This window comes from Enterobacter sp. MGH85 (genome assembly GCF_001037655.1).
GTDB lineage: Bacteria > Pseudomonadota > Gammaproteobacteria > Enterobacterales > Enterobacteriaceae > Enterobacter > Enterobacter intestinihominis.
Genome location: NZ_KQ089925.1, coordinates 3,201,092 through 3,217,510 on the forward strand (window position 1 = coordinate 3,201,092; position 16,419 = coordinate 3,217,510).

13 protein-coding genes are annotated in these 16,419 nt (G+C 54.1%); 6 read left to right on the top strand and 7 right to left on the bottom strand.

Features of this window, described 5'->3' with window-relative positions; translation table 11 throughout:
• Nucleotides 1-7 precede the first annotated feature (7 nt).
• Together SK51_RS15065 and SK51_RS15070 are read right to left on the bottom strand one after the other, a co-directional pair.
• Nucleotides 8-1,393 (bottom strand): NarK family nitrate/nitrite MFS transporter, encoded by a 1,386-nt coding sequence (locus tag SK51_RS15065; protein ID WP_023306261.1) that lies wholly within the window; start codon nucleotides 1,391-1,393, stop codon nucleotides 8-10.
• Nucleotides 1,394-1,603: 210 nt separating this feature from the next.
• Nucleotides 1,604-2,179 (bottom strand): TetR family transcriptional regulator, encoded by a 576-nt coding sequence (locus SK51_RS15070; protein WP_015570471.1) that lies wholly within the window; start codon nucleotides 2,177-2,179, stop codon nucleotides 1,604-1,606.
• Between the two features lie 116 nt (nucleotides 2,180-2,295).
• Here SK51_RS15070 and SK51_RS15075 point away from each other — a divergent pair, with 116 nt between their 5' ends.
• Nucleotides 2,296-3,786 (top strand): MFS transporter, encoded by a 1,491-nt coding sequence (locus SK51_RS15075; protein ID WP_023306260.1) that lies wholly within the window; start codon nucleotides 2,296-2,298, stop codon nucleotides 3,784-3,786.
• A 44-nt stretch (nucleotides 3,787-3,830) separates the two neighbouring features.
• On the opposite strand, the gene ompC is transcribed toward SK51_RS15075, so the two are convergent.
• Both ompC and yddG read right to left on the bottom strand, forming a co-directional pair.
• On the bottom strand, nucleotides 3,831-4,904 hold the full coding sequence (gene ompC / locus SK51_RS15080) for a porin OmpC (protein WP_022648207.1): 1,074 nt from the start codon (nucleotides 4,902-4,904) through the stop codon (nucleotides 3,831-3,833).
• 625 nt (nucleotides 4,905-5,529) lie between these two features.
• A complete protein-coding gene (gene yddG, locus SK51_RS15085; protein WP_023306259.1) occupies nucleotides 5,530-6,408 on the bottom strand; it encodes an aromatic amino acid DMT transporter YddG in 879 nt (292 codons plus the stop codon).
• Between the two features lie 220 nt (nucleotides 6,409-6,628).
• Here yddG and fdnG point away from each other — a divergent pair, with 220 nt between their 5' ends.
• The 3 genes from fdnG to fdnI are packed head-to-tail and all read left to right on the top strand — an operon-like array spanning nucleotide 6,629 to nucleotide 11,221.
• Entirely contained in the window at nucleotides 6,629-9,676 is a 3,048-nt protein-coding gene (fdnG, locus tag SK51_RS15095; protein WP_105322756.1) for a formate dehydrogenase-N subunit alpha, read from the top strand.
• An 11-nt stretch (nucleotides 9,677-9,687) separates the two neighbouring features.
• Entirely contained in the window at nucleotides 9,688-10,572 is an 885-nt protein-coding gene (gene fdxH, locus SK51_RS15100) for a formate dehydrogenase subunit beta (RefSeq protein ID WP_003857048.1), read from the top strand.
• Complete coding sequence (gene fdnI, locus SK51_RS15105) at nucleotides 10,565-11,221, top strand: formate dehydrogenase-N subunit gamma (protein WP_003857050.1); 657 nt, start codon at nucleotides 10,565-10,567, stop codon at nucleotides 11,219-11,221. Before fdxH ends, fdnI begins: the two co-directional genes overlap by 8 nt.
• A 59-nt stretch (nucleotides 11,222-11,280) precedes the next feature.
• On the opposite strand, the gene ppk2 is transcribed toward fdnI, so the two are convergent.
• Nucleotides 11,281-12,099 carry a polyphosphate kinase 2 gene (gene ppk2 / locus SK51_RS15110; protein WP_048206788.1) on the bottom strand — a complete coding sequence of 273 codons (819 nt, stop codon included), beginning with the start codon at nucleotides 12,097-12,099 and terminating at the stop codon, nucleotides 11,281-11,283.
• Nucleotides 12,100-12,260: 161 nt separating this feature from the next.
• On the opposite strand from ppk2, the gene araJ reads away from it, so the two are divergent.
• Nucleotides 12,261-13,436 carry an MFS transporter AraJ gene (gene araJ, locus SK51_RS15115; protein ID WP_032676222.1) on the top strand — a complete coding sequence of 392 codons (1,176 nt, stop codon included), beginning with the start codon at nucleotides 12,261-12,263 and terminating at the stop codon, nucleotides 13,434-13,436.
• Nucleotides 13,437-13,475: 39 nt separating this feature from the next.
• Here the strand turns inward: araJ and SK51_RS15120 are convergent, their stop codons facing one another.
• Complete coding sequence (locus tag SK51_RS15120; RefSeq protein ID WP_023306255.1) at nucleotides 13,476-14,678, bottom strand: NAD(P)/FAD-dependent oxidoreductase; 1,203 nt, start codon at nucleotides 14,676-14,678, stop codon at nucleotides 13,476-13,478.
• Between the two features lie 130 nt (nucleotides 14,679-14,808).
• Between SK51_RS15120 and SK51_RS15125 the strand changes: the two genes are divergently transcribed.
• On the top strand, nucleotides 14,809-15,318 hold the full coding sequence (locus SK51_RS15125) for an RrF2 family transcriptional regulator (protein ID WP_022648200.1): 510 nt from the start codon (nucleotides 14,809-14,811) through the stop codon (nucleotides 15,316-15,318).
• Between the two features lie 39 nt (nucleotides 15,319-15,357).
• On the opposite strand, the gene adhP is transcribed toward SK51_RS15125, so the two are convergent.
• Nucleotides 15,358-16,368: an alcohol dehydrogenase AdhP gene (adhP, locus tag SK51_RS15130; RefSeq protein WP_032676223.1), complete on the bottom strand. Its 1,011-nt coding sequence runs from the start codon at nucleotides 16,366-16,368 to the stop codon at nucleotides 15,358-15,360.
• Nucleotides 16,369-16,419: the final 51 nt, after the last annotated feature.

A 16,419-nucleotide genomic window follows, 5' to 3' on the forward strand; every position in this document is an offset into this window, starting at 1 on the left:
GTAGTTATTATTTTTGTGAGGATTTGCGGCCGTACACCAGCCAGGTGACGACCACGCAGACGATGTAAAACACGAGGAAGACTTTCATGGCGCCCACCGGGGAACCGGTCATCGCCAGGGAGGTGCCAAAGGCTTTGGGAATAAAGAACCCGCCCACCGCACCGATGGCAGAGATAAAGCCCAGCGCCGCAGCCGTTTCGGTCACCGCTTCATGCTGTGCCTGTTCATCGCTCCCGCCCTGTTTTTTCACGCGGTCGAGGGTGATTTGGCGAAAGATAATCGCGATCATCTGGAAGGTCGAGCCGCTACCCAGGCCTGCGGTCAGAAACAGGCCCATAAAGACCAGATAGAAGGCGATAAAGCTGCCTGAACCAGACCCGGGGAGCGTCAGGAAAATCAGGGCGCTAAAGATGGCCATAAAGACGAAGTTGATCAGCGTCACCCTTACGCCGCCCAGTCTGTCCGAAATCATTCCGCCAGCCGAACGCGCCAGGGCGCCGATCAGTGGGCCAAAGAAGGCGAGGTGGAGGATATTAACGTCCGGAAACTGGGTTTTCGACAGCATGGCAAAGCCTGCCGAGAAACCGATAAACGAGCCGAAGGTTGCCAGATAAAGCAGGCTCAGCAGCCAGAGATGAAAGCGCTTAAGCACCGGAAGCTGGCTGGCAATGGACGCTTTCGAGCTGGCGATGTCATTCATGCCAAAAAACGCCGCAATGGTGGCCAGAATCAGCAGCGGCGCCCAGATCCACGCCGCGTTCGCCAGCCACATCGTCGAGCCATCCTCCTGCGGTACGCCGTGCACGCCGAGGAAGGTAAACATCGGCAGGAAAATCACCAGCGGCGCAACCAGCTGCATCACACTCACGCCCAGGTTACCCAGCCCGCCGTTAATGCCCAGTGCGCTGCCCTGTCTGGCTTTCGGGAAGAAGAAGCTGATGTTTCCCATACTGGAAGCGAAGTTGGCACCGGCAAAACCGCAAAGCAGCGCGATGATGATGAAGATCCAATAGGGCGTGGCGGTATTCTGGATGGCGATCCCAAGCCAGACACAGGGTACGACCAGGATAACGGTGCTTAACACGGTCCAGTAACGCCCGCCAAATATCGGCACCATAAAAGAGTAGGGGACACGCAATATCGCGCCGGAGAGAGAAGGTAATGCCGTTAGCATAAAAAGCTGATCGGTGCTGAAATTAAATCCGACCTTATTAAGATTTACCGCAATAGCGCTAAACAACATCCAGACACAAAATGCGAGCAGCAAACACGCCACGGAAATCCACAGGTTTCTTCGTGCGATATGTTTCCCTTTATTCTCCCAAAATTGCGCGTTTTCCGGTTTCCAGTTACTCAACAGATGCTGATTACTCTTCTCGCTTTGATGTGACATATCACCCTCTTGCTTACCGAAGTGGAGAGAAAAAAGAAGGAAAAACAGAAAGATACCTGTCAGTGGCGTATGAAATTTATAGGATGTTATGGGATACATCTGAAAGGATAGATAAAAAAGCGAATCCCTGAGTTTGGAATGGGAATCAGGGTTCGCTTTATGTGTTACTAATTGTAACTATTTGCGGAAATTAATACTCCGATGGGAGTATTAAAACAATTCGAGGGAGATAAGTTTATCCAGATGCTTATTAAATGCCGCGTCGTCCATTTCAGGCATATTCAAGACGTATATGCCATCCAGGCCACATACCAGACCAATTAAACGCCAGGCGATATTTTCCGGCTGATCAGCAAGCGTAAAGGCGTTGGCCTCCGCCCCGGCGCGGATAATTGCGACCGTTTCCTGGTGCCACATCTCCATGGTCAAAACGTAGGCGCCTTTGATATCGCTATCCCGGCTGGCGAGAATTTGCGCCTCCCGCCACAGCCGAATGTAGGGCTCAAACCCACCGTCATCGCTGCCGAGCATGGCATGCAGGCGCTCGCGCCAGCCTGCGTTTTCGCCAACGATTTCAGCATCCAGCAAATCGCGAATCAGCCTGACAAACGCCAGCGATTTAAGCTCGCCCGCCGACGCAAAGTGGTGATGCACCTGCCCGGTGGCAACGCCCGCTTCGGTAGCGATTCGGCGCACGGTCATCGCAGCGAATCCTTCGGTCAGCGCCACGCGCATTGCGGCCTGTAGGATCTCTTCCCGCCGCTCGTCCTTGCTCAGATAACGCATAATTTCTCACTCTCAATGGCAACGAAACGAGTGTAACAAAGAGCTGGACAAGTGTTCAACTTTACGTAGGATCGCAATCTGGACATGTGTCCAGTTTTTAACTGAAAAGGAAATTTATGTTTCGTCAGTGGTTAGCGTTAGTGATTATCGTGCTGGTGTATATCCCGGTGGCGATTGACGCGACGGTGCTGCACGTGGCGGCGCCAACATTGAGCATGACGCTGGGTGCCAGCGGCAACGAATTGTTGTGGATTATTGATATTTACTCGCTGGTGATGGCGGGGATGGTGCTGCCGATGGGCGCGCTGGGCGATCGTATAGGTTTTAAGCGCCTGCTGATGATCGGCAGCGTGCTGTTTGGCCTGTCATCGTTAGCGGCGGCTTTTGCGCCGTCCGCGGGCTGGCTGATTGCCGCCCGCGCGTCGCTGGCGATTGGCGCGGCGATGATCATTCCGGCTACGCTTGCAGGGATCCGCACGCTGTTTATTGACGTGCGGCACCGTAACATCGCCCTTGGCGTCTGGGCTGCCGTTGGGTCGGGCGGCGCGGCGTTTGGCCCGCTGATTGGCGGCATGCTGCTGGAGCACTTTTACTGGGGTTCGGTCTTCCTGATTAACGTGCCGATCGTGCTGATCGTGGTTTCGCTTGCTGCGCGCTTTGTGCCTGCTCAGCAGGGTCGGCCCGAGCAGCCGCTCAATATCAGCCATGCCATTATGCTGATTGTCGCCATTTTACTGCTGGTCTACAGCGCCAAAACCGCCCTGAAAGGGGTGCTGTCGCCGTGGATGGTGGCCTCTACGCTGCTTACCGGGGCGGTGATGCTGTTTATTTTCGTCCGTATCCAGCTGCGCGCGCGCGTGCCAATGATCGACATGCGTCTGTTTTGCCATCGCATTATTTTAAGCGGCGTGGTCATGGCGATGACCGCCATGATTGCGCTGGTGGGCTTTGAACTGCTGATGGCGCAGGAGTTGCAGTTCGTGCATGGTTTTACGCCGTTTGAAGCAGGGATATTTATGCTGCCGGTGATGGTGGCGAGCGGATTTAGCGGGCCGATCGCGGGTGTGCTGGTCGGGCGTCTGGGGCTGCGCATTGTCGCGGCCGGAGGCATGGGGCTAAGCGCGATCAGTTTTATCGGCCTGTCGACGCTCGATTTCAGCACCCAACAGTGGCAGGCGTGGAGCCTGATGGTGCTGCTGGGCTTCAGTGCCGCCAGCGCACTGCTGGCATCGACGTCAGCGATCATGGCTGCCGCGCCCAAAGAGAAAGCGGCCGCGGCAGGCGCGATCGAAACCATGTCCTACGAGCTGGGCGCTGGTCTCGGGATCGCCATTTTCGGTCTGTTGTTAACCCGCAGCTTTTCGGCGTCAATTGTACTGCCGCAGGGGCTGAGCGCGTCGCTGACCGATAAAGCCTCGTCGTCCATCGGTGAAGCGATGAAGGTTGCGCAGGAACTGACGCCGTCACTGGCCGAGCCGGTGATGACGGCGGCGAAAACCGCGTTCATCACCTCGCACAGCGTGGCCCTGGGCAGTGCGGGTGCCATGCTGATGATTCTGGCGATCGGGATCTGGTTTAGTCTGGCGAAGGTCGGAGGGCAGCAGTAAAAAAAAGGCCAGCCGCGAGGGCTGGCCTTTTGAACTAACACCTCTTAGAACTGGTAGGTCAGACCTACAGCCACGATGTTGTCGGTAGCCACTTTGGCATCTTTGGTGAACTGGCTGTCATCCACGAGGTTGATTTTGTAATCAACGTAGGTGGACATGTTTTTGTTGAAGTAGTAGCTCGCGCCAACGTCAACGTATTCAACCAGGTCCTGGTCGCCATAAGAACCGATGTCTTTACCTTTGGATTTCAGGTAAGCGATGGATGGACGCAGACCGAAGTCAAACTGGTACTGAGCCACAACTTCGAAGTTCTGTGCTTTGTTGGCAACGTGACCGCTACCGAACGCCGTCATGTTGCGGGTTTCAGAGTAGGTGGTTGCCAGGTAGATGTTGTTCGCATCGTACTTCAGGCCAGCAGCCCAGACTTCTGCGTTTTCGCCACCGGCGTTCAGGTTGCTTGCAGCACGAACCTGACGGTCAGTACGGTCAGATTTCGCGTAGGTCGCACCCACACCGAAGCCGTCGAATTCATAGGTAGAAGACAGACCCCAGCCGTCACCGTTGGATTCGGTGATCTCTGAACGGTCGTTTTTACCCTGGTACTGGGCAGCCACGTTCAGGCCGTCAACCAGACCAAAGAAGTCGGTGTTACGGTAGGTGGCAACGCCAGTGGTACGACCGGTCATGAAGCCGTCAGTCTGCGTCCAGGTATCGCCACCGAACTCTGGCAGAACGTCAGTCCATGCGCCGATGTCATAAGCAACACCGTAGTTACGACCGTAGTCGAAGGAACCGAATTCATCGAATTTCAGACCAGCGAAGGCCAGACGGGTTTTGTTGCCGTCGGAACCCTGAGCTTCAGAGCGGTTGCCCTTGAACTCATATTCCCACTGGCCGTATCCGGTCAGTTGATCGTTGATCTGAGTTTCACCTTTGAAGCCCAGACGAACGTATGTTTTGTCGCCGTCGCTACCAGCATCATCAGAAAAATAGTGCAGACCAGTAACTTTGCCGTACAGATCCAGTTTGTTACCGTCTTTGTTAAAAACTTCAGCCGCGTTAACAACGCCAGCCGCCAACATGGAAGTCACTGCCACTGCAACTAATTTAAGTTTCATCTTAACTAACCCTTATAATTTTATTTAGGTATTTCCTAAGCCACCTGAGCGATTTTTAAACGAGGCTTATCGTCAATGGCAGACTATTTTTAAAATTCCGTAGACTGCTTTCAATAATAAGTTTCAAAATATTAAAGATAATTTCAATTAGTGTGATCCTGATCCGATAAATTTCCCTTAAATCGCTTAATAAGGTTAATTTATATACATAAATTGATTATTAACAAAACACGATAATAAGGATGGAAATAGTTGCCATGCGTTTTTGTTTTTAGAGGGAGATAAAAGGGCTTGGCAGATAATCTCAAGGAATGGGGCGCGTTATTGACTTTTAAAACAGTGGTTTGTGGATTTTTCCGGAAGCCAGCAACTGCTTTTTAAAAGAAACATCCAGAAATAAACTATTGCACTATGTGCTATATAGCGCGGGAATATTGGGGTTGAATTAATTACCTGCGTTGTCAGTTTATGTCAATTTCCACAACGGATCTGACTTTGTGTGAATACTCTATACAGAAATAGAAATACACACGAATGTTATAAATAATATTCTTTACTGTGATCACATATTAAAATAATGTTAATTTTTACCGGGCATAATTCGTGCCCGGTAAAAATAAAAATGCTATTTGCGGGTGGCATACCAGCAAAGTAATGATCCTGCGCAAACCATTAATGCCCCTTGCCAGAATGAGAATGAAAGCGGAGAGCTCAGCATAATAGCCGCCAGCGCGGCAGAGAGTACCGGGGTGAAGTAGGAGACGGCCGCAAGCACCGTGACGTTACCGTGGAGGATCCCAATGTTCCAGGCGGCGTAGCCAAAGCCAAGGGCAACACCACACATCAACAGTTTCACGACTACCGGCACGCTGAATACCATTTCGGGCTGATCGCTGACGGCATATTTGACCCACAGGCTCAGGGCGGTCAGCAGGACGAAAAGAGTAATGCCATTTTGCCCTCTGGCATACCTGCTGGTGACGGTGCAGTAGGCGGCCCAGATAAAGGCACCGGTAAATGCCAGCCCGTAGCTCAGCGGGCTGGAAACGATGTTTAGCATGATGTCGTGAACGTGCAGCCCGTTTTCGCCGCCTAAGACCCAGCCCACGCCCAGCAGGGAGATCGCTAAGCCGGGGATCACCCACAGGGTGGATTTTTGACCGTTGAACAAAATGGCGAACACAATCGTCAGGCTTGGCCAGAGATAATTGACCATGCCCACCTCAATTGCCTGCGAGCGCGTCGCGGCAAAGCCAAGCGACAGGGCAAGGCACATTTCATAGCTGACAAACAGGACGCTGCCCGCAGTGAGATAGCCTTTCGAAAACCGTTTAATATCAGGGAAACCTACCGTCGCCAGACACAATAATCCGCTGACGGTGTAGATCATCGCTGCGCCCCCCACCGGGCCAAGTCCCTCACTGACGCTGCGGATGAGACCCACCATGGTGCTCCACAGCAGTATGGCCACCAGGCCAATCAGCGTTGCTCTTTTTCTGTCCATTACCCTGCCAGTCTGATAAAAATCAAAGGGTAAACTTATAGCATCTAACCCATTCACCAGGCGAATTTTCTGTTTCGCGGTTAACCCGAAAGGAGTAATAAATCATACCGGCGGTGACTATTAAGGGGGCGAAGTTCGGCGACCTTGATTTGACGCAAAAAAAACAGGGGCTTTGCTGTTAGTTTGCGGCGCGAAGTCTTATCAGATAACGAGGACAGCAATGGACGTCAGCCGCAGACAATTTTTTAAAATCTGCGCGGGCGGTATGGCCGGAACAACAGCCGCAATGCTGGGATTCGCTCCCAAAATGGCGCTGGCTCAGGCACGCAACTATAAACTGCTGCGCGCGAAAGAGATCCGTAACACCTGCACATACTGCTCCGTGGGTTGTGGGCTATTAATGTATAGCCTGGGTGATGGCGCGAAGAACGCCAAAGAAGCGATTTATCATATTGAAGGGGACCCGGACCATCCGGTGAGCCGCGGGGCGCTTTGCCCGAAAGGGGCGGGGCTGCTGGACTACGTCCACAGTGAAAACCGTCTGCGCTATCCGGAATATCGTGCGCCGGGCTCTGATAAATGGCAGCGCATCTCCTGGGACGAGGCCTTCTCACGTATTGCAAAACTGATGAAAGCGGATCGCGACGCCAACTTTATTGAAAAGAACGAGCAGGGCGTTACGGTAAACCGCTGGACCTCCACCGGGATGCTGTGTGCGTCTGCGGCAAGTAATGAGACCGGCATGCTGACGCAAAAATTTGTGCGCTCCCTCGGCATGCTGGCGGTTGATAACCAGGCGCGCGTCTGACACGGACCAACGGTAGCAAGTCTTGCTCCAACATTTGGTCGCGGTGCGATGACCAACCACTGGGTTGATATCAAAAACGCAAACGTCGTGGTGGTGATGGGCGGAAACGCCGCTGAAGCCCATCCGGTGGGATTCCGCTGGGCGATGGAAGCGAAAAACAACAACGATGCGACGCTGATTGTCGTCGATCCACGCTTTACGCGTACGGCATCGGTGGCTGATATTTATGCGCCGATACGCTCCGGTACGGATATTACGTTCCTTTCCGGCGTGCTGTTGTACCTGATCGAAAACAATAAGATTAACGCGGAATACGTTAAGCATTACACCAATGCCGGCCTGCTGGTGCGGGAAGATTTCGCCTTCGAAGATGGCCTGTTCAGCGGCTATGACGCAGAGAAACGTCAGTACGATAAATCGTCCTGGAACTATCAATTCGACGAAAACGGCTACGCGAAACGCGATGAGACCCTGACCGATCCGCGCTGCGTGTGGAACTTGCTGAAACAGCATGTTTCCCGTTATACGCCAGACGTGGTGGAAAACATCTGCGGTACGCCGAAAGCAGACTTCCTGAAAGTATGTGAAGTGCTGGCCTCCACCAGTGCCGCCGACAGAACAACCACCTTCCTGTACGCGCTGGGCTGGACGCAGCATACCGTGGGCGCGCAGAACATCCGTACCATGGCGATGATCCAGCTGCTGCTCGGCAACATGGGGATGGCCGGTGGCGGCGTGAACGCCCTGCGCGGACACTCCAACATTCAGGGCTTAACCGATCTCGGCCTGCTGTCGACCAGCCTGCCGGGTTACCTGACCCTGCCGTCGGAGAAGCAGACCGACTGGCAAAGCTGGCTTGACGCCAATACGCCAAAAGCGACGCGTCCGGACCAGGTGAACTACTGGAGTAACTATCCGAAGTTTGCCGTCAGTCTGATGAAATCGTTCTACGGCGATGCGGCGCAGAAAGAGAATGACTGGGGCTTTGAGTGGTTGCCGAAATGGGATCAGGCTTACGATGTCATCAAGTATTTCAACATGATGGATAAGGGCGACGTCACGGGGTATATCTGCCAGGGCTTTAACCCGGTGGCGTCATTCCCGGATAAAAACAAAGTCGTTCGCAGCCTGAGCAAGCTGAAGTACATGGTGGTTATCGATCCGCTGGTCACCGAAACGTCTACGTTCTGGCAGAACCACGGCGAGTCTAACGATGTCGATCCGGCATCCATTCAGACTGAGGTGTTCCGCCTGCCATCGACCTGCTTTGCGGAAGAGGACGGTTCTATTGCCAACTCTGGCCGCTGGCTACAGTGGCACTGGAAAGGTCAGGATGCGCCGGGTGAAGCGCGTAATGACGGCGAAATTCTGGCCGGTATTTACCATCGTCTGCGCGAGATGTACCGCACCGAAGGCGGCAAAGGCGCAGAGCCGCTGCTGAAGATGAGCTGGAACTACAAGCAGCCGGATCATCCTGAGTCTGAAGAGGTGGCAAAAGAGAACAACGGCGTGGCGCTGGCCGATCTGTACGATGCCAACGGCAATCTGGTGGCGAAGAAAGGCCAGTTGCTCAATAGCTTCGCGCTGTTGCGTGACGACGGCACCACGGCCTCGTCATGCTGGATCTACACCGGCAGCTGGACGGAGCAGGGTAATCAGATGGCGAACCGTGATAACGCCGATCCGTCAGGCCTGGGCAACACGCTGGGCTGGGCATGGGCGTGGCCGTTGAACCGCCGCGTACTGTACAACCGTGCCTCCGCAGACGTGAACGGTAAGCCGTGGGATCCGAAACGCATGCTGATCGAGTGGAACGGCACGAAGTGGACGGGGAACGATATCCCGGACTTCAACACCGCCGCGCCGGATAGCAACACCGGGCCGTTTATCATGCAGCCGGAAGGGTTGGGGCGTCTGTTTGCCATCGACAAGCTGGCGGAAGGGCCGTTCCCGGAACATTACGAGCCGATGGAAACGCCGCTCGGCACTAACCCGCTGCACCCGAACGTGGTCTCCAGCCCGGTAGTGCGTATCTATGAAGATGACGTGATGCGTTTAGGTAAAAAGGACAAGTTCCCGTATGTCGGAACTACCTACCGCCTGACTGAGCATTTCCATACCTGGACCAAACATGCGCGGCTTAACGCCATCGCGCAGCCGGAACAGTTTGTGGAGATAAGCGAAACGCTGGCGAAGGCGAAAGGCATTGCCAATGGCGATCGCGTGACGGTGAGCAGCAAGCGCGGCTTTATTCGCGCGGTAGCGGTGGTCACCCGTCGTCTGCAAAGTCTGAACGTACACGGCCAGCAGGTAGAAACCGTCGGTATCCCGCTGCACTGGGGCTTTGAAGGGGTGGCGCAGAAAGGCTACATCGCCAATACCCTGACGCCAAACGTCGGCGATTCCAACTCGCAAACGCCGGAGTATAAAGCGTTTTTGGTCAACATCGAGAAAGCGTAAGGAGCGATTAAATGGCGATGGAAACACAAGACATTATTAAACGCTCCGCGACCAACCCGATAACGCCCGCGCCTCGCGCGCGGGACTACAAGGCAGAAGTCGCCAAGCTGATCGATGTCTCCTCCTGCGTGGGCTGTAAGGCCTGCCAGGTGGCCTGCTCGGAGTGGAACGATATCCGCGACGAGGTGGGGCACTGCGTTGGCGTTTACGATAACCCGGCTGATCTGAGCGCCAAGTCCTGGACGGTGATGCGCTTTAGCGAAACCGACCAGAACGGCAAGCTTGAGTGGCTAATCCGTAAAGACGGCTGTATGCACTGTGAAGATCCGGGCTGCCTGAAGGCATGCCCGTCTGCGGGTGCAATTATTCAGTACGCCAACGGGATCGTCGACTTCCAGCAGGATAACTGTATCGGCTGCGGCTACTGCATCGCAGGCTGTCCGTTTAATATCCCGCGCCTCAATAAAGAAGATAACCGGGTCTATAAATGCACGCTGTGTGTCGATCGCGTCAGCGTCGGACAGGAGCCTGCCTGCGTGAAGACCTGTCCTACCGGGGCTATCCACTTCGGCACCAAAAAAGAGATGCTGGAAGTGGCGCAGCAGCGGGTGGATAAGCTCAAAGCGCGCGGCTATGACAAGGCCGGGATTTATAACCCGCAGGGCGTGGGCGGTACGCACGTCATGTATGTTCTGCACCACAATGACCAGCCGGAGCTGTATCACAATCTGCCGAAGGATCCGGCGATCGATACCTCAATCAACCTCTGGAAAGGGGCGCTTAAGCCGCTCTCAGCGGCGGGCTTTATCGCCACCTTTGCCGGGCTGATTTATCACTACATCGGTATCGGGCCGAATAAAGAGGTGGATGACGACGAGGAGGAGCATCATGAGTAAGTCGAAAATGATAGTGCGCACAAAATTTGTCGATCGCGCCTGTCACTGGACGGTGGTCATCTGCTTCTTCCTGGTGGCGGTATCCGGCATTTCGTTCTTCTTCCCGACGCTACAGTGGCTAACGGAAACCTTCGGGACACCGCAGATGGGGCGCATTCTGCATCCGTTCTTCGGCGTACTGATTTTCGTGGTGCTGATGTTTATGTTTGTACGTTTCGTTCATCACAACATCCCTGACAAGCAGGATATTCCGTGGCTAAAAGGCATTGTTGAGGTTCTGAAAGGCAACGAGCATAAAGTCGCGAAGGTGGGCAAATATAACGCCGGGCAGAAGATGATGTTCTGGACCATCATGAGCATGATTTTTGTGCTGCTGGTGACCGGGGTGATCATCTGGCGTCCGTATTTTGCGCACTATTTCCCGATTCAGGTGGTGCGTTATGCGCTGCTGATCCACGCGACCTCGGCCATTATTCTGATCCACGCCATTCTGATCCATATGTATATGGCATTCTGGGTGAAAGGATCGATTAAAGGCATGATTGAAGGGAAGGTGAGCCGCCGCTGGGCGCAGAAGCACCATCCGCGCTGGTACCGCGACGTTGAGCGTCTTGAAGCGCAAAAAGAGAGTTCGGAAGGGTTGAAGTAAACCTCGCGCCGTCGGCATTGTCCGGCGGCGCTGCGCTTGTGCTGGTCTGCTTCCCTGTATCAAAACCGCTCTGCAATATACCGGAAGGGATATTTTGTTGGCTTCACTTTGCCGATCTTGCGTTTCGGTAAATCCGCCTTGTCAACGTGAATTTCTTTATAGGGGATCTGTGAAAGCAGATGCGAAATAATATTCAACCGAACCCGTTTTTTATCTTCTGAGCGCGCCACAAACCACGGCGCCCAGGCGGTGTCGGTCGCTTTAAACATCGCATCACGGGCGAGGGTATATTCATCCCACAGATTGAAAAATTTTATGTCCATTGGAGACAGCTTCCAGATCTTGCGACCATCATTAATGCGATCGCGCAGGCGGCGTTCCTGCTCTTTTGGCGTTACTTCAAGCCAGTATTTCAACAATATGATCCCGGCATCGACCATCGCTTTTTCCATCACCGGCGTTCCATCAAGAAATTTGTCGGCCTGCTCTTCGGTACAGAAACCCATTACTCTTTCCACGCCTGCGCGGTTGTACCAGCTCCGGTCAAAAATGACGATTTCACCGGCAGAGGGCAGATGGGGAACGTAACGCTGAAAATAGAGCTGACTTTTCTCTTTATCGGTGGGGGCCGGTAACGCAACAACGCGAAACACCCGGGGGCTGACGCGTTCGGTGATGGCTTTGATGGCGCCGCCTTTACCGGCGCCGTCTCGCCCTTCAAAAACAATACAGACCTTTAACCCTTTGGCGACCACCCATTGCTGGAGCTTAACCAGTTCAACATGGAGGCGGCGAAGCTCTTGCTCGTACGCTTTGGTTTTGAGCGGCGCGTTTTTAACGACATCATCAACAACACGGGTTTTCTTCTTACTGACCATGGCGGGTCTCCCTATGGGTCCGGTCGCGGGATCGAGGCCGTACTAAGCGTGTAATCGGCCTGAATGAATGGATTAATGTGTCAGAAAGCTGATTTGAACTGGTTCACCATACAAGTTTAATCAATAATGCACGCTGCGTATTTTTTAACAGTGGTCGCGGTATGAAAAAAACAATTTTTTCGTTAGCACTGGCTACCTTTGGCCTGGGGATGGCTGAATTTGGCATTATGGGCGTGCTGACAGAACTGGCTCATGATACGGGCATTTCGATTCCCTCCGCCGGAAATATGATTTCGTTTTACGCTTTTGGCGTAGTGATCGGCGCGCCGATTGTGGCGCTGTTCTCCAGTAAATTTTCGCTGAAAACAACGCTGCTGTTTCTGGTGGCGATGTGCGTCGTCGGTAACGCGCTCTTTACCTTCTCTGACACCTACATAGGGCTGGCGGCGTGGCGCTTAATCTCTGGTTTCCCGCATGGCGCGATTTTCGGTGTGGGGGCGATAATCCTGTCAAAAATTGCGCCACCGGGTAAGGTGACGGTTGCTGTAGCAGGGATGATTGCCGGGATGACCGTTGCCAATTTGCTTGGCGTCCCGCTCGGGACGTGGCTGGGACATGAATTTAACTGGCGCTACACCTTCTTTTTGATTGCCGTCTTTGATGCGCTGGTGATCCTCTCTGTTCTGCTGTGGGTGCCAGACATTCACGACACGACAACCACCCGGCTGACAGAACAATTCCACTTCTTGAAAAAACCGGAACCGTGGCTAATTTTTGCCGCAACGATGTTTGGCAATGCCGGGGTGTTTGCCTGGTTTAGCTTCGTGAAGCCGTTTATGGTCAACGTGTCAGGCTTTTCCGAGGGCGTCATGACCGCGATCATGATGCTGATGGGGCTGGGCATGGTGCTGGGTAATGTCTTCAGCGGCAAGCTGTCGTCGCGCTTTAGCCCGCTGCGCATTGCTGCCACCACCGACATGGTGATTGTGGCTTCGCTGCTGTTACTGTTCGCGTTTGGCGAGCTTAAAACAGCTTCACTGGTAATGGGATTTGTTTGCTGCGCCGGGCTGTTTGCGCTCTCTGCGCCGCTGCAAATACTGCTGCTGCAAAATGCGAAAGGCGGCGAAATGCTGGGGGCCGCAGGCGGGCAAATGGCGTTTAACCTCGGCAGCGCAATAGGCGCGTATTTCGGTGGAATGATGATTACGCTCGGCTTTAGCTGGAGCTATGTCACGCTTCCGGCAGCGATCTTATCCTTCTCAGCAATGACCTCTCTGTTGATGTACGGTTTTTTATGTGCCAAAAAGCGTCAGGCCAACGCAGGAGCGCTGGCCTGATTTCACGCTTTGCCCGCTGGTCGCGGGCACAGGAGAGGACTACACGAATTTCGCCAGCGGGTCAGCGGCGGCAAATGCGACAGCTTTGTCTGCTGCTGGCGGGTAAATCAGTTCGTTGGTGATGGCGACTTTGATCTTTTTGCCTTCCTCGCGCACGGATTTAACACGCTGTTCCCAGCCCTCGGTGTACACCGCGCCCCAGCCACCCAGATCCAGACAGGTGACGTAATTCACCTGACGGTAAGGGTACGGCTCCAGATTTAACAGGCTGGCAGCTGCGTTATGTCCGGCGAATTTCCCCAGCTGGATCGCGTGCTGGCAGGTCATCAGTGCCGTGTTGCCCGCATCGTCCGTTTTGGCGTGAGCCATATCACCCGTCGCGTAAACCTCCGGATGCGCAGGGACCTGCAACGTGTCGGTGACGATAAGGCGTCCCTGAGTGTCGCGTTCCCCGTCAATTTGCAGGCTGAGGGGGTTAGCTTCTACCCCTGCCGTCCACACTACAGTCGCGCTGGCAATGCGCTCTCCATTTTTCAGCGTCACGCCGCTGGCATCAATAGCTTCAATTTCACTGTTTAAACGCCATTCAACGTCCAGCGCGTTGCTTGCTTCTTCAATGGTGTTACGCAGCGCCTCGCTGTAACGCCCGCCAATGGTTGGACCTCTTTCAACTACGATCACTTTAGTCTTTGTATCGGTGCCGAAGCGGGTGCGAAGACGAGCAGGGAGTTCCGTTGCCAGCTCAATGCCGGTAAAACCGCCGCCACACACGACCACGGTATTGCGTTCTGGGGTGGAGGGGCGCGAAACCAGCGAATCAAGATGTTGCTCGAACAGCCTGGCGGAGTCGAGTTGGTCGATATCAAATGCGTATTCAGTCAGACCGGCAATCGGCGGACGTTTAGTCTGGCTACCGGTTGCGAGGATCAGACGTTCCCAGTTGACTTCGGCAATGGCGCCGTTTGAATCGCGATACAAAACGGTTTTAGATGAGGTATCAATATGTTGTGCTTCGCCCGAAATAAAGGCAATACCCAGCTCAGCAAACAGTTCGGTCAGTGGCGCGACCATCGTCGACACGTTCTCTTCATAAAAACGTGGACGAACGCGCAGTTCCGGCACCGGGGCCAGCACGGCAATGCTGAGGCTATTATTACCTTCCAGAGCAGAAAGACGCGCGGCGCTGACCGCAGCCCACATACCGGAAAACCCACTACCCACAATTAAAATCTGCTTTTTCATACTCGATCCTTTTGTTCGTCAGGCTGTGTGTCTGACATAACTGCCACTATACTTGTCGGAGTTAACTACGACAACTTCTTTCTGAGTTAAAATTCGTTATAATGCAGCGAACAATGACCCGGAGTGAGCCATGGCGTTTTACAGTTCTGGTGTGGAATATGGCATTCATAGCCTGATGTGTATGGTGGATGCAAAAGGCAATGAGCGTGAGATGAGCGTCCGGGAGATGGCGGCCTTGCAGGGCGTACCGTACGACTATCTTGGGAAGATTTTCACTCGTTTGTCACGCGCGGGGCTGGTTATCAGCACCGAAGGCAAGGGGGGTGGATTCCGGCTGGCGCGTCCGGCAGAGCTGATCAGCGTGCTGGACGTGGCGCACGCCATCGACGGCGATAAGAATATGTTCGAATGTCGGGAAGTGCGTCAGCGCCTGGCGGTATTTGATGAAACGCCACCGGCCTGGGTCTGTGACGGACCGTGCGGGGTGCGATCGGTTATGGACAGCGCGCAGCAGCGGATGGAAGAGGAGTTAGGACGCCATACCATCCTGGATCTGGCGCGGAAGATGTATCGAAAAGCGCCGGACACGTTCCAGATCGAGGTTCAGGAGTGGATTTCCGATCGCCGTTCGTCTACGTGACAGGCCGGGCAGGGCAAACCCGCTACCCGGCCACCGCGGTTAAGAACGTAAATCAATCACCATACGGCCACGGATCTGGCCCTGTTCCATCTCTTTAAAGATGGCGTTGATATCTTCCAGTGGGCGCATCGTGACTTTCGGAACCACCTTACCTTCAGCCGCAAACTGGAAGGCTTCGAGCAGATCCTGACGAGTACCCACCAGAGAGCCCACCACCTGAATCCCATCCAGGACCAGACGTGGAATATCCAGGCTCATCGCTTCCGGCGGCAGGCCAACAGCCACCACGCGGCCTCCGGCGCGAACCGCGTCAACAGCAGAGTTGAAGGCCGCTTTCGCTACCGCCGTCACCACTGCCGCATGTGCGCCGCCGGTTTTCTCCTGAATCACTTTTGCCGCATCTTCACTGCGGGAGTTCACGGTTAAGTCTGCGCCCATGCTGGCAGCGAGCTTCAACTGCTCGTCATTCACGTCAATGGCGATAACTTTCGCATTAAAGACATTTTTGGCGTATTGCAGTGCGAGGTTGCCCAGACCGCCAAGGCCATAGATCGCAATCCACTGGCCGGGTTTGATCTCAGAGACTTTTACCGCTTTGTAGGTGGTGACCCCAGCGCAGGTGATGCTGCTGGCCGCCGCAGAGTCCAGCCCCTCCGGGACTTTAACCGCGTAATCCGCGGTCACGATGCACTCTTCTGCCATGCCGCCGTCGACGGAGTAACCCGCGTTTTTTACGTCACGGCACAGAGTTTCGTTGCCGGTATTACAATATTCACAGTGGCCATAGCCTTCGAAGAACCACGCCACGCTTGCACGATCGCCAACTTTCAGTGACGTGACGCCCGGACCAATCTCTTTGACAATACCAATCCCTTCATGGCCGAGGATCACCCCGGTCTTGTCGCCAAAATCGCCATTTTTAACATGGAGATCGGTATGGCAAACGCCACAGCACTCCATCTTCAGCAGCGCTTCACCATGTTTGAGCGCGCGTAAGGTTTTCTCTGTAACGTTAACCTGATGATCCTGAGTGACAACAGCAGCCTTCATGTGTTTCTCCTTTTACTAATGAGTATCTGCATAGCAGGTGTAATACCCATT

Bases quoted from the DNA above. Each gene is read 5' to 3' on its own strand.
- SK51_RS15065 (WP_023306261.1), bottom strand. From the start codon at position 1,393: ATGTCACATCAAAGCGAGAAGAGTAATCAGCATCTGTTGAGTAACTGG.
- SK51_RS15070 (WP_015570471.1), bottom strand. From the start codon at position 2,179: ATGCGTTATCTGAGCAAGGACGAGCGGCGGGAAGAGATCCTACAGGCC.
- SK51_RS15075 (WP_023306260.1), top strand. From the start codon at position 2,296: ATGTTTCGTCAGTGGTTAGCGTTAGTGATTATCGTGCTGGTGTATATC.
- ompC (WP_022648207.1), bottom strand. From the start codon at position 4,904: ATGAAACTTAAATTAGTTGCAGTGGCAGTGACTTCCATGTTGGCGGCT.
- yddG (WP_023306259.1), bottom strand. From the start codon at position 6,408: ATGGACAGAAAAAGAGCAACGCTGATTGGCCTGGTGGCCATACTGCTG.
- fdxH (WP_003857048.1), top strand. From the start codon at position 9,688: ATGGCGATGGAAACACAAGACATTATTAAACGCTCCGCGACCAACCCG.
- fdnI (WP_003857050.1), top strand. From the start codon at position 10,565: ATGAGTAAGTCGAAAATGATAGTGCGCACAAAATTTGTCGATCGCGCC.
- ppk2 (WP_048206788.1), bottom strand. From the start codon at position 12,099: ATGGTCAGTAAGAAGAAAACCCGTGTTGTTGATGATGTCGTTAAAAAC.
- araJ (WP_032676222.1), top strand. From the start codon at position 12,261: ATGAAAAAAACAATTTTTTCGTTAGCACTGGCTACCTTTGGCCTGGGG.
- SK51_RS15120 (WP_023306255.1), bottom strand. From the start codon at position 14,678: ATGAAAAAGCAGATTTTAATTGTGGGTAGTGGGTTTTCCGGTATGTGG.
- SK51_RS15125 (WP_022648200.1), top strand. From the start codon at position 14,809: ATGGCGTTTTACAGTTCTGGTGTGGAATATGGCATTCATAGCCTGATG.
- adhP (WP_032676223.1), bottom strand. From the start codon at position 16,368: ATGAAGGCTGCTGTTGTCACTCAGGATCATCAGGTTAACGTTACAGAG.